Annotated in this window: 9 protein-coding genes; 5 read left to right on the forward strand and 4 right to left on the reverse strand. The window is 48.8% G+C overall.

Annotated features, from left to right (window positions below):
• Positions 1-75: 75 nt before the first annotated feature.
• Entirely contained in the window at positions 76-252 is a 177-nt protein-coding gene (locus ACV7NC_RS04880) for a hypothetical protein (protein ID WP_458154355.1), read from the reverse strand.
• A gap of 94 nt (positions 253-346) precedes the next feature.
• Between ACV7NC_RS04880 and ACV7NC_RS04885 the strand changes: the two genes are divergently transcribed.
• Positions 347-1894 (forward strand): fused MFS/spermidine synthase, encoded by a 1548-nt coding sequence (locus ACV7NC_RS04885; RefSeq protein ID WP_458154356.1) that lies wholly within the window; start codon positions 347-349, stop codon positions 1892-1894.
• A 15-nt stretch (positions 1895-1909) separates the two neighbouring features.
• On the opposite strand, the gene recN is transcribed toward ACV7NC_RS04885, so the two are convergent.
• Positions 1910-3589, reverse strand: coding sequence for a DNA repair protein RecN (gene recN / locus ACV7NC_RS04890; protein ID WP_458154358.1), 1680 nt, complete (start codon positions 3587-3589; stop codon positions 1910-1912).
• Between the two features lie 22 nt (positions 3590-3611).
• Positions 3612-4484: an NAD kinase gene (locus ACV7NC_RS04895; protein WP_458154360.1), complete on the reverse strand. Its 873-nt coding sequence runs from the start codon at positions 4482-4484 to the stop codon at positions 3612-3614.
• Between the two features lie 300 nt (positions 4485-4784).
• On the opposite strand from ACV7NC_RS04895, the gene hrcA reads away from it, so the two are divergent.
• Positions 4785-5804, forward strand: a complete 1020-nt coding sequence (gene hrcA, locus ACV7NC_RS04900) for a heat-inducible transcriptional repressor HrcA (RefSeq protein WP_458154362.1) — start codon at positions 4785-4787, stop codon at positions 5802-5804.
• A 32-nt stretch (positions 5805-5836) separates the two neighbouring features.
• Positions 5837-6919, forward strand: a complete 1083-nt coding sequence (gene hemH, locus ACV7NC_RS04905) for a ferrochelatase (RefSeq protein ID WP_458154364.1) — start codon at positions 5837-5839, stop codon at positions 6917-6919.
• A 44-nt stretch (positions 6920-6963) separates the two neighbouring features.
• Here hemH and smbP read toward each other — a convergent pair whose 3' ends face one another.
• Positions 6964-7308 (reverse strand): small metal-binding protein SmbP, encoded by a 345-nt coding sequence (gene smbP, locus ACV7NC_RS04910; protein WP_458154366.1) that lies wholly within the window; start codon positions 7306-7308, stop codon positions 6964-6966.
• Positions 7309-7822: 514 nt separating this feature from the next.
• On the opposite strand from smbP, the gene ACV7NC_RS04915 reads away from it, so the two are divergent.
• Positions 7823-9865, forward strand: a complete 2043-nt coding sequence (locus tag ACV7NC_RS04915) for an NAD(+) synthase (RefSeq protein WP_458154367.1) — start codon at positions 7823-7825, stop codon at positions 9863-9865.
• An 824-nt stretch (positions 9866-10689) separates the two neighbouring features.
• On the forward strand, positions 10690-13050 hold the full coding sequence (locus ACV7NC_RS04920) for a TonB-dependent receptor domain-containing protein (protein ID WP_458154368.1): 2361 nt from the start codon (positions 10690-10692) through the stop codon (positions 13048-13050).
• Positions 13051-13301 lie beyond the last annotated feature (251 nt).

A 13301-nucleotide genomic window follows, 5' to 3' on the forward strand; every position in this document is an offset into this window, starting at 1 on the left:
GTAATAGTCTTGTCTTTATAGTTGAAAACATCCCATGCAATTTGAGCAAGCAAGAAACGAAAGTATTCCGACTAATCAAATTGGACATTCATTCATTGTTTTACGGATTCGATCATATTTCTGAATCATCGCGATGACAATGCGACAAATTGTCGCACCCTCAAAAGCTAATCTATTTAAACTTTGAAGATCCGCATCCAGCCTACTTTCCAGAAGCAATGCTGCAATGTTGAGTGCGACAATTTGTCGCATTTCTTAATCGAGTGGCTATCTTTAGAATATTCGCTGAACAGTGCTGCACAAATCATGTGCACCAAAACTTTCCTCATCATTAGAAAATAAAAAAATGAAATCAACTATTCCTCCGAAATTACTAAACCGGATTTGGCTGTACTGCACCGTTTTTCTAACCGGCGCTGCCGTCATGGTGGTCGAACTGTTAGGAACGCGTCTGATAGCGCCTTTTTATGGAGCCAGCCTTTATGTTTGGACCTCATTGATTTCCGTCACGCTGATTGCGCTCGCATTAGGGTATTACTGGGGCGGTATTTGGGCTGACCGGTCTCGTTCCGGTTTATCGTTTATTATTGCGGCAGCCGGTTTATTGACGCTCATTATTCCCTGGCTCACCGGACCGGTCCTGTTGGCCACGGATTCTTTAGGACTGCGGCTTGGCAGCTTCCTGAGCACATTAATCTTGTTTTCCCCCAGCCTGATTATGCTTGGTATGGTCGGACCATTCGCCGTCAAGTTATCGACGACGACGCTTGCCAGCGTCGGCGCCAGTACCGGTTCGATTTATGCGGTGAGTACCGTTGGCAGTGTTATAGGAACATTGTTTTTGGGTTTTTATTTATTTCCATTGATCGGCTCCCGTGAAATCTTCATCGGACTGGGAATAGCCTTATTGGTTCTGGCAATGATCGTTGCAGTGATCGAACGGAAATATCAGAAATCCACCCTTGCCTTAGCGCCTACAACACTGCTGGTAATTATCGGCCTGGCGTTGTATCCGCAGATCGCCAGTTCCGGCAAATCGGAATCCGCCGAAGCTTTTCAAACCATATTTGAACGCGAAAGCCTGTACGGTTGGGTTCGCGTCATCGATCAACCTCATGAGAATATACGGTTGCTAACCGTCGATGCTTCGACAATCGGAGCAGCCAGTCTCAGTCACGGCGAGAATCTTTTAACCTATCAAAAAATTGTGACGATGATCCCGGCGTTAGCGCCATCGCTGAATAAAGCCTTGTTGATCGGACAAGGCGCCGGTCACATGGTCGCAACCTTGAAAGAATTCGGTATCGAAACGGATACGCTGGAAATTGATCCAGCCGTCGCCGAAGCCGCCAGCGAACACTTCGGATTTGTCCCGACCGGCCGGCGGATTATCGGCGATGCGCGCTACGAAATCCGTCAACTGAAAGGCCCCTATGATTTAATCATTCTGGATGTTTTCACCGGTGGATCGGAACCGACGCATCTGCTGACGGTTGAGGCTATCGCTCAGCTACAGGGATTACTGGCAAATCAAGGAATTCTGGCGCTCAACTTTGTCGCATTTTACGACAATGGGCAGAATCCTGCGTTGGCATCGGTCGCAAAAACACTGGCGCAAGTTTTTCCGCATCAGCGGGTGTTCATTTCCGACCCCAACGAAAATTTCAATGATTTTATTTTCCTCGCAACTAATCACGCGCTTGATTTGAACGATGATTCAATTCCGCAAATGCAACGCGCTTGGCTTAATGAACGTCTGTTGGCAATCGATCAATCGAATGGCATGATCATGACCGACAACCTCAGCAATCTCGAATTGCTGCAAATACGCAAATCCGAAACCTACCGGCGCATGATCGTCGATATGGTGGGAACTCGTCACTTCATCCGTTAAGAAAGCTCTGCACCATCATGATCGCCCGGTTCCGCCCTGCAGCATTTCCGCAGCGTGCTGCCGCGTGGTTTCGGTGATATGCGCACCCCCCAGCATCCGCGCGATTTCTTCGATGCGTTGCTGCGGATCCAGGATAGAGATATGACTCGAGACCTGCACACTTTCTCCGGCGCCTACAGTTTTAACCACTTGCCATTGCTGATCGCCAGCAGCGGCTACTTGCGGCAAATGCGTAACACACAGCACTTGCCGCTCCTGCCCTAATTTTTTCAATAGCCGCCCCACGATTTCAGCAACCTTCCCGCCAATACCGACATCGACCTCATCAAAAACCAGCGTCGATACAACCCCGGCTTTGCTGGTTATCACTTGAATAGCCAGGCTGATTCTCGATAATTCACCACCCGATGCAACTTTAGCCAGCGGCCTAAGCGGCAGCCCTTGATGCGCAGCCACCTGAAATTCGATGTGCTCCAAGCCATCGGCATTGCCTTGCTCCAAAGCAGTCAATGTAACCGAAAACTGACCGCCTTCCATCGCCAGCGTTTGCATCATCTCAGTCACCTGCTGCGATAACGCTCGTCCGGCTTGTTCACGGATGGCCGTCAGCTCGGTAGCCTGCTGGAAATAAGCAGACCAGGCAGCCGCTTCATGCGCCTGCAACCGGTCGATATCAGTACTGGAACCAAGTGCTTCCAATTGCTGCGATAGTGAGTCCATCAGCCCAGGCAGTTGTAACGGATCCACGCGAAATTTCCTGGCGGTTGTATGAATCGCCGACATTCGCTGCTCAATCTCCTGCAATACTTGCGGATCCAGCTCCAAGTTTTGACGATAGTGTTTCAATTCGTATAAACCTTCGCGCACTTGAATATGCCCCGATTCGAGCAAGTCGGCGATGGGTTGCAATTGCCGGTCATACTCCTGCATATTTTGCAGTTGTGTAATCACGGTATTCAACTGCCCCAGCACCGGCGATTCGCTGTCGGACAGCGCATTGATTGCCAGTTCCGCCGTTTCCATCAACGCCGCCAAATGCGACAAGCGGCTATGATCAGCTTGCAACTGCTGCCACTCGTCCAAGGAGAAATTTAACGCGGACAACTCTTCCAGTTGCCATTCAAGCTGTGCTCGCTTATCAAGCATTTCAGCCGAACGCTCCTGCATGCTGATTCTAAGCTGCTGACAGTTTTTCCAGTGTTGGTAGGCCGATTTAACCGCTCTAGCAAGCTCGCCGCAGCCCGCGAATGCATCCAGCAGTTCCCGCTGCGCATCTTTTTGTAACAGTAATTGATGCGCATGCTGGCTATGGATCGCAATCAGGTAATCGCCTGCAATGCGCATTTGTTGTAAGGTCGCGGCGTGTCCATTGATATAGTTGCGAGAACGTCCGTTGCTTTCAATAATCCGGCGCATCAAACAACTTTCCGCTTCTCCCTGCAAATCGTTGTCATTCATCCATTGCACCAATGACGGCAAGCGGCTGATGTCGAAAGTAACGCTGATCTCGGCCCGTTCGCATCCTAATCGGATCAGGCTGGTGTCGCCGCGTTCCCCCAGAATCAGTGTCAGCGCATCGATCAATATCGATTTTCCGGCCCCGGTTTCACCGGTCAGCACCGTGAAACCTGGCAAAACATCGAGATCGATTTGATCAACGATGACAAATTTTCTGATGCTTATCTGTCTCAACATAGCGGCGCAATGTCCAGTGCAATCACGGCAGTTCGCTCCAGCCCAATTTCTCTCTCAGCATGCGGTAATAACTGTGATGCACGGAATGAAGCAACCGGACCGTTTGGGGGAAACGCCGAACCAGGATCTTATCGGTTGGCTCCAAATCGAAGCCGGAATGACTGTCGCAATTTATCCTGACCTGCTGGCAACTGATCATCCGAATCTCGACGACGGCATCCGGGCCGATCACGATCGGGCGATTACTGAGGGTATGCGGACAAACCGGTACCAGTGAAATTAAATCTAAATTGGGATGCAAAATCGGACCACCGGAAGACAATGCGTATGCGGTGGATCCCGTCGGCGTGTTCACAATCAATCCGTCGGAGCGCAAGGTATTTACATATTCGTCGTTAACCTTAACCTCAAATTCAATCATGCCGCTACTCATGCCCCGGTACAACACCACATCGTTAAATGCCAGGCTATTAAATACATTGATCTCAGCGCGAAAGATTTCCGTATACAACAACATGCGCTTTTCCGTGATATATTTTCCCGCCAGTATTTCATCCAACGTTTCAAACATGGTTTCGATGGATAAATCGGTCAGAAAACCCAATCTGCCTTGATTGATGCCGATTAGCGGCACATCGTAGGCGACCAGCATACGTGCAATGTTTAACATGGTGCCATCGCCACCCATCACTACCGCCAAATCCGCCTGCGTGCCAATCTCTTCCAACGACAACGCCGGGTACAGATCAGAACCAATATTCGTGGCGGTGAGTCGATCAAATAACACCTTATATTTCCGGGCAGTTAAATATTCAGCCAGATTGAGCAGCGGAATTGCGATCTCGGGGTTCTTATGCTTACCGATCAAGGCAATGGTGGAAAATGATGAGTTCATGACTGGAAATTATGATTTACTTTATCACGCTGAGCCGGAATTAAATATTAGTGCCTGATTTACCGTTAAAATAAAGCAAGTTAGTCAATAATGTCCATTGTAGCGTTGTAAAATCTCAGCTTGACCATATATACGCGGAAAAAAACAGATTCCTGAGAAAAAACCCAAGTTTTTAGCGGACTCAATACCTCGCATTGATTGGTGAAACTTGAGTACCGTCGAAGTTTAGCATACACAAAAATGGACAAATGATTACTTGCATTCAAATATAAAATCAGCTGACTCGTGTAGAATAAAACCATGTTAAACGAACGTGCCCAAATATTATTAAAAACCCTGGTCGAACGTTATATCCACGAAGGGCAACCGGTGGGTTCCCGCGCACTATCCAAGTTTTCCGGCTTGGATTTGAGTCCGGCCACGATCCGTAATGTCATGGCGGATCTTGAGGAAATGGGATTGGTCGCAAGTCCGCACACTTCCGCCGGAAGAGTTCCAACACCGATGGGTTATCGACTTTTTGTGGATACACTACTGGTTGTTAAAAAGCTGGATCAAACCGAACTCCATCATCTGGAAAATCAGTTACATCCCGATAATCCATCACGTCTAATCAATGCGGCTTCGCAGTTACTGTCGGAGTTAACCCGTTTCGCCGGCGTGGTAGTAACACCGAAACGCAAGGGCGCGGTCTTCCGCTATGTCGAGTTCATGGCGCTTTCGGAAAAACGCATTCTATTGATCATCGTTACGCCTGAAGGGGATGTGCAAAACCGTATCATCTTCACCGATACGCCCTACAATCAATCCGATCTGATCGAGGCAGGCAATTTTATCAATCAGCATTACGCAGGATGCACCCTGGATGAAATTCGAAGCCGCCTGAACACCGAATTAAAACAACTGCGCAGCGAGATGGTTAATCTTATGAACGCCGCCATCGAAGTCGGCAGTAATGCCATCCATGAAAGCAGCGAAGCAGTGGTTCTCGCCGGCGAGCATAATCTGTTGCAGATCGACGATCTCTCCGAAAATCTGACAGGCTTGAAGAATTTATTCGAATTGTTCGAGCGCAAAACCAAACTTTTGCAGTTGCTCGAGCTAAGCCGGCAAGCACATGGCGTAAAAATATTTATCGGTGGTGAATCCGAAGTCGCCTCGCTGGAAGAATTCAGCGTAATAACCGCACCGTATGAAATAGAAGGAGAAGTAGTCGGTACCGTTGGTGTCATCGGTCCTCGACGCATGGCTTACGAGCGCGTGATTCCGATCGTTGACATTACCGCGAAACTGCTTTCCAATGGCTTGTCACAGCAATAATCTATCATCCCATTTCAACAATAACTGATCGCATGGCTTCCAAATCAAACTATCAGCATGGCTCGCCTAGCCGAACGGGCGTATTGCTCATCAATTTAGGCACCCCTGATGCGCCAACCGCACAGGCATTACATCCTTATCTCAAGGAATTCCTAAGCAACCGCCGCGTCATCGAAGTGCCGCGGCTAATCTGGTGGCCCATTTTGCATGGCTTTATCCTGCCTTTCCGGCCCAAGGAATCGGCCGGGAAATACGCAAAAATCTGGATGCCGGAAGGCTCACCGCTTAAAGTGCATACCGAACGACAAACCAGGCTGCTGCGCGAAGCGTTGCAATCCCGGTTTAACAATGCCCCGGTTGTCGAATACGCAATGAATATCGGCAAACCATCAGTCGCCACGGTAATGACCAACATGCAAGCGCAAGGGTGCGACCGGATTCTGGTTATTCCGCTGTTTCCTCAATATGCCGCCAGTAGTACGGCGGCAGCCATGGATAATGTTTTCGATGTCCTTGGAACCATGCGTAATCAGCCTGCAATCCGTACCGTCAAGCACTATCACGATCATCCAGGTTATATCGCTGCCCTAGCACAAAATGTGCGTGACTATTGGGCAACGCATGGGCAACCCGACAAGCTGATCATCAGTTTTCACGGTACTCCTCGCGCGAGCCTCGACAAGGGTGACCCCTATCATTGTTACTGCCAAAAAACCGGGCGCTTGCTGGCTGAAGCATTGGCATTGCAGACCGAGCAATACGCCGTATGCTTTCAATCGCGTTTCGGCAAAGCGCAATGGCTGACACCGTATACAGCGGTCACACTGGAACAATTGGGTAAGGAACAAACACGTCGCGTGGATATCGTTTGTCCCGGTTTCGTTGCAGATTGCCTGGAAACACTGGAAGAAATTGCGATTGAAGCCAAACATACATTCATTCAGGCTGGCGGTAAGGAATTTCACTACATTCCTTGCCTCAATGAACGTCATGATTGGATTGAAGCATTAGCCGATATTGCCAGCGCAAATTTGCAAGGATGGCTGGATCAAGAAGTTTCTGAGGAAGCAGCGCAGCAAACGAAAAAGCGCGCACTAACATTAGGCGCGCAGTAATAATACTTACTCCCCCTCATCCTGAGGGGGAAAGATTGAAACTATTAATGACCGGATTGGCGCATATGTTTCATCGCTTCTTCCGAATGTTTAGCGGCTTCAGGGCCGTGTCCCATTTCAGCATGTTTGATTGCTTCTTCCAGGTGTTTGATCGCTTCATCCATATGTTTATGCGACGCAGCATGATCGTCCCTAGCCGCTTTAGCATGTGCCAAACTATCTTTCGCATGCTCCAGCGATTCTTTAGCATGTCCCATTTCACCATGCGCTTGCGCTTTTCCGGCATGTTCCATGGCTTCGGATGTATGCCCCGCATCGGCTGCCCACACTTGGGTATTCATGATTAATGCCAATGCACTGATTGCAACTGCAGTTGATAGTACTCTCATGATGATTTCTCCTGTTTGAATGTTATTAAAAAACACAATGTGACTTCTGAAAAATCTCAGTGGCTGGATAACAACAGATGAAGAAGATTTCTATTTGCTCTTCCTCACATACCAACACAAATTCAGTATATACCTAAACTTCCCAACATTGCATGCGCATCACGATCTGAATCGTATTATTTGCAACTTCACACACTTACATCTATTTGATTATAAAACATAAATCTGATAATGCCATTTTCTACTATCCAATGGACATTATCATTTCAATCGCGCGATTCATCTTGATCCTCATCAATCATTCTCTATTGACGCCGGTGGTCATTATTGATGATCTATAGCAGATATTACAATGCGACAAAATGTCGCACTATAGTAAGTCTCAATCAAGCCCCGCCCAGTCACCTAAAAATCCACTAGAGGCTTGATCTTTTGCCAGACTTATCCTGATACGTGTAACATTTGCTTTATTATTCACGCATCTGACTGGAATAGCGATATCACGGAGATATTCTTGAAAAACTTCCACTCGATTTACTCGCACCACTTTATCAGGGTATCGGCCTGTATCCCACAGCTCAAAGTAGCCGATCCTGCATTTAACGTCGAGCGTATTCTCGAACTCGCAACGCATGCATCTGAGCTCAAATCAACCATCGCGCTTTTTCCGGAACTGAGCATCTCGTCCTACTCCGCTGATGACCTGTTTCACCAGCAAGCCCTGCTCGATGCGGTAAATGCTGGTATCGTTCGTATCATTGAAGCCAGCCAGGAACTCACACCGATTCTGCTAGTTGGCGCGCCATTGCAATTGGAAGGCAAGCTATTCAATTGCGCTGTGATGATTTATCGCGGGCGTATTCTCGGTATCGTGCCAAAAACCTATTTGCCCAATTACCGGGAATTTTATGAGAAACGGCAGTTTACATCAGCGCATGCAGCACTCGCTAGCAACATAAGTTTCCTCGGGAACAACGTTCCATTTGGCAACAATCTGATTTTCACCGCGACTAATGTTGAGCATTTTTCCTTGCATACCGAAATTTGCGAGGACCTATGGACACCGCTGCCGCCGAGCAGCTTCGCCGCACTGGCTGGCGCCACCGTCCTAACCAATTTATCCGCCAGCAATATCACTATTGGTAAAGCCGATTACCGGCGCCATCTCTGCGCCATGCAATCGAGCAAGTGTTTAGCAGCTTATGCTTACACCGCCGCCGGCCCTGGAGAATCGACCACTGATTTGGCATGGGACGGCCATGCGATGATTTATGAGAACCATCAACTGTTGGCAGAATCCGAACGATTCTCGGATCAGCAACAAATCATCACCACCGATATCGATCTCGAACGGCTGATACAAGAACGCCAGCGCACCACCAGTTTTAATGACGCGATTCAATACCATCGCGAACAACTCGGCAATATTCGCCGGATTGAATTCAACTTTGTGATTCCGGAAGATAGCGCATCGTTACTTCGCCCGGTGGCACGCTTTCCTTATGTTCCAGACAATCCGGCAAAACGTGATGAACATTGCTATGAAGCGTATCAGATACAGGTGCATGGATTATTGAAACGGTTGGCGTTCAGCAAAACCGAACGTGTTGTGATCGGTGTCTCCGGCGGTTTGGATTCGGCGCACGCGCTGATCGTCGCGGCGCATACGATGGATCGGTTAGGATTGCCGCGCACCCATATTCTGGCTTATACCCTACCGGGATTCGCCACAAGCGAAGGCACGAAAGCCAATGCCCACCGCTTGATGACTGCGCTCGGTGTCACCAGTCAGGAAATCGATATCTGTCCGTCATGCCTGCAAATGCTGAAAGATATCGAACATCCGTTTATCGACGGTACACCGCAATACGATATTACGTTTGAAAACGTGCAAGCGGGCGAACGGACTTCACACCTGTTCCGCCTCGCCAATTTGCATCACGCATTGGTACTGGGAACCGGCGATCTCAGTGAACTCGCGCTCGGCTGGTGTACTTATGGCGTTGGCGATCATATGTCGCATTACAGCGTTAATGCTTCGGTCCCTAAAACACTGATACAGCATTTGATCCGCTGGACCATCGATACCCGGCAATTCAATGACGCCACCAACGAAGCGCTGACCGCCATACTGAACACCGAAATTTCACCCGAGCTGATTCCCGTTCAGTCACCGGGTAAGCCGCTGCAAAGCACACAGCAAATCATCGGCCCTTATGAGCTGCAAGACTTTAACCTGTATTACATTACCCGTTTCGGTTTTCGCCCCAGCAAAATCGCATTTCTTGCACACCATGCCTGGAGAAACCGCCTATCGGGACAATGGCCGACCAGTATTCCCGAGCAAGCCAGAAACGAATACGATCTCGCCACCATCAAGCATTGGCTCGGTGTTTTTCTGATACGTTTTTTCCAAACCAGCCAATTCAAACGCTCGTGTATTCCCAATGCCCCGAAAGTCGGTTCCGGCGGCTCATTATCGCCACGCGGTGACTGGCGCGCACCGTCGGATGCGGAAGCGAGAGTCTGGCTGGACGAGTTAAAACTGATTCCGTAATACACCATAACACACCTAAACGCACTTGGATTGCTTCCTGCCGCGATCAACAGGCGGAAGCAAGCAAGAAATAACGGCAAAATTATTTCATAAATAACTTTTAAAATCAATATGATACTTATTGTTTCAGCTACTGCCGCAGTCTGACAGTAATTTGTGCCATGATCAAGAATTTTGATGGGGAATTCGATCCACCACGACCAAAAGCATGTCGACACCGGATAATCGATCAGAAATCCACTGATATCGAGCTTTTTTCTACGTGATCACCCTCTGGACTGGGAAAACCCACCGCTACTTTGGCGGAAAAAAGCAACAGCGTCGACGCTCGTTGATCGCTGGTATGAAAAATTCATCCACTTCGGTCATAACCAAGTCATTTCTTTAATGTTCATCTTTCTGTTCTCCTGTAGTCAGTCTGTCCGTCTCATCTGAATCTTCCTCGAACTCCATATAAAACCGGACAGATCATTTGTTACAAATCCGGACCATTTATATGCTCGCTCCATCGGGTTTAGCAAGTTGACAGCATCCAGGAATGAAACTACTTTTATTTCATTTGGTAAAAAAACTGTATGATTCAATCCTGCGAATGAACCGGAGCGGTCAATTATTCAACGGCATCATGCCAGTTCCGCCCATCCGGTCAGAACGTGCTATCTCGTTCATCAAAAGCCATAATACTCAGGTCGTGCATAGTGATTGCGCCGCTACCGGCTGTATTTTCCAGTTTCACGGAACTTGGCAATCTGGCTAGAGTGTCAATCTGACTATTCCGAGTGTGGAGGCGGCGATTTTCTATCCTGCTTCACATTAGCATACTGATGGAGCGCGGAATCCCCTTCGAAACTTCCGTCAACATGGCTATTATTTTACTGTTCACTTTTTTTCATGGTTATGTGCACGGACATAAAATTTCCGCAGCGACTAGGCTAGTTTCTTCATACACGGTCGGTTTCGAGTTCGCGACATTACTGCTGCAGGGTGCCGGCATTTTGATTTCGCAGCTGCTTTTGCTGGTAATCACCTTTCTTGTCAGCACCAGTCTGAGCGCTCAGGGTAAAGATTTGCCGTTCCATCTTCATAACGCTAGGCCAAATGGGCATGCTGGCAAGTTGGCGCATGCAGTTTTAAATGAAATACCCGTCCACGGCCGCGCGGACAAATTAACCGGTATCGCCGACTCAGCTTCACAAGGTAAAGTCGGACAGGATCAGCTTCGATACCGACCAATTAGCCGTCCCGGAGAAATTCTGGAAACGGTGCCAGGTTTAATTGCGACTCAACACAGTGGCGAAGGTAAAGCCAATCAATTTTTTCTGCGTGGATTCAATCTCGATCATGGTACCGATTTCCTAACGCAAATCGAAGGTGTGCCGGTCAATCAACTGTCGCATGCTCACGGCCAAGGTTGGACGGATGTCAATTTCCTGATCCCGGAATTGGTCGAATCGATCGAATTTAGAAAAGGAAATTATTTTGCCGATACCGGGGATTTCTCGAGCGCGGGATCGGCCAATATCCGCTATTCCAATCGCTTGCCACAGAATATGTTGCGCTTCACCGGCGGCAGCTTTGATTATTATCGAGGACTGATCGCCGGATCGGGCCAGCTATCAAAAGGTAATCTGTTGTATGCCGGTGAGATCGTACATAACGACGGTCCGTGGGCCGTCGGAAATAATTATCTGAAGTTCAACGGTGTGATTCGATACAGTGGCAGCAATGGTAATCAAGATTGGCGTATTACGGCAATGGGAACGCATTCGGATTGGCGTGCGACCGATCAAATACCAAGGCGAGCTATCGGCACGGACACTATCCGCCGGTTCGACGCGGTTGATCCCACCGATGGCGGAAAGAGTCATCGTTACAGCCTGGCGGGTGAATGGAATCGGCGCTCGGAAAACAGCTTAACGTCGGTCATGGCCTACGGTATTTACTCCAAACTAGACCTTTATTCGAATTTCTCTTTTCTACTGGATAATAATGAAACGACCAACCCGCTGGGATGCTCGGGGTTGAACGGCTTACAGTCCGCTAACCGGATTTCCACGAGCATATTCCAGACCTGCGGCGATCAGTTCGGTCAGCCCGACGACCGTTGGACAACCGGCCTAGCGGCCAGCCACACGGTATTTCATAAATTCGGCCGATTTGACTCCGAAACAACACTGGGAATACAAGTACGTAACGATAATATTCAGAATGCCCTGACAAAAGCCCATGCGCAGCGGGTATACGGTATTACCCGTCAAGACTCCATCTGGGTCACCAGTGTCAGTCCTTTTCTGCAAAATAAAACACAGTGGCAGAGCTGGCTACGTACCAGTGTGGGAGTACGATTCGATGGATTCCGCTTTGCCGTCAATCAGAGCAATCTCCAGCAAAACAATGGCACACGTTATGACGGATTGGTCAGCCCGAAATTGGGTATCGTCTTCGGTCCTTGGGCGAATACCGAGCTTTACCTGAATGGCGGATTTGGCTTTCACAGCAATGATGCCCGCGGAATCAACACCCGCATCGATCCTGTCAGCGGCAGCCCTGTGGAACGTGCCGATCCTCTTGCCCGTACCTACAGCGCCGAAACAGGCATCCGCTCAACCTGGGTTCTCGGCTTGCAAAGCACACTATCTGTCTGGTGGATGGATCTTCAGTCGGAACTGGTTTTTGTCGGGGATGCAGGTACGACCGAAGCAAGCCGCCCCAGCCGCCGCTACGGAATCGAATTCGCCAACTATTACCAGCCAGTGCATTGGCTGACGTTTGACGTGGATTTCAGTTTCTCGCATGCACGCTTTCGCAACTTCGTACCGGATGAAGGCAATCATGTACCCAACGCCGTGGAAGCGGTAATTGCTTCAGGTGCAACATTCCATGATGTTTTCGGTGGTTTCTACGGTGGTCCGAGACTACGGTATCTTGGGCCACGTGCTATGAATGAAGACAACTCCAAGCGTTCGGATGGCACAATTTTGTTATCCGCAATGCTGGGATATGAATTTAACCGGTCGTTCCGCATCCAGGCCGAAGTGTTCAACATGCTCGACCGCAAGGATGATGCAATCACCTATTTCTATACATCACGCCTGCCGGGAGAACCCCTCACGGGCGTGAACGACTTTCACTTCCACCCTGTCGAGCCAGTGAGCTTCCGGGTTGGGTTTGTTCTTAATTATTAATCGATTGAAAGCAAGCAAATCAGTTTTTCGATAGGAAATAGGGATATATATTAGAAAAATTATGCAATCACATTAAAGACTGCTGGTTTCTTCGCTGTTGATAGCCGGGCTTGTAATGCCGGTACCCGCATTGGTCCAGCGGAGGTGTCTCTGACACGTTTTTTCCAAACCAATCAATTCAAACGCTCGCGTATTCCCAACACACCGAAAGTCAGCTTCGGCGGTTTCTAATCGCCGTGCGGCGGTTGGCG

Source organism: Nitrosomonas limosa, from assembly GCF_054188085.1.

What these genes read in the sequence shown, in the direction of transcription:
- ACV7NC_RS04880 (WP_458154355.1), bottom strand. Translation starts at nt 252, where the DNA reads ATGCGACAAATTGTCGCACTCAACATTGCAGCATTGCTTCTGGAAAGT.
- ACV7NC_RS04885 (WP_458154356.1), top strand. Translation starts at nt 347, where the DNA reads ATGAAATCAACTATTCCTCCGAAATTACTAAACCGGATTTGGCTGTAC.
- recN (WP_458154358.1), bottom strand. Translation starts at nt 3,589, where the DNA reads ATGTTGAGACAGATAAGCATCAGAAAATTTGTCATCGTTGATCAAATC.
- ACV7NC_RS04895 (WP_458154360.1), bottom strand. Translation starts at nt 4,484, where the DNA reads ATGAACTCATCATTTTCCACCATTGCCTTGATCGGTAAGCATAAGAAC.
- hrcA (WP_458154362.1), top strand. Translation starts at nt 4,785, where the DNA reads ATGTTAAACGAACGTGCCCAAATATTATTAAAAACCCTGGTCGAACGT.
- hemH (WP_458154364.1), top strand. Translation starts at nt 5,837, where the DNA reads ATGGCTTCCAAATCAAACTATCAGCATGGCTCGCCTAGCCGAACGGGC.
- smbP (WP_458154366.1), bottom strand. Translation starts at nt 7,308, where the DNA reads ATGAGAGTACTATCAACTGCAGTTGCAATCAGTGCATTGGCATTAATC.
- ACV7NC_RS04920 (WP_458154368.1), top strand. Translation starts at nt 10,690, where the DNA reads ATGGAGCGCGGAATCCCCTTCGAAACTTCCGTCAACATGGCTATTATT.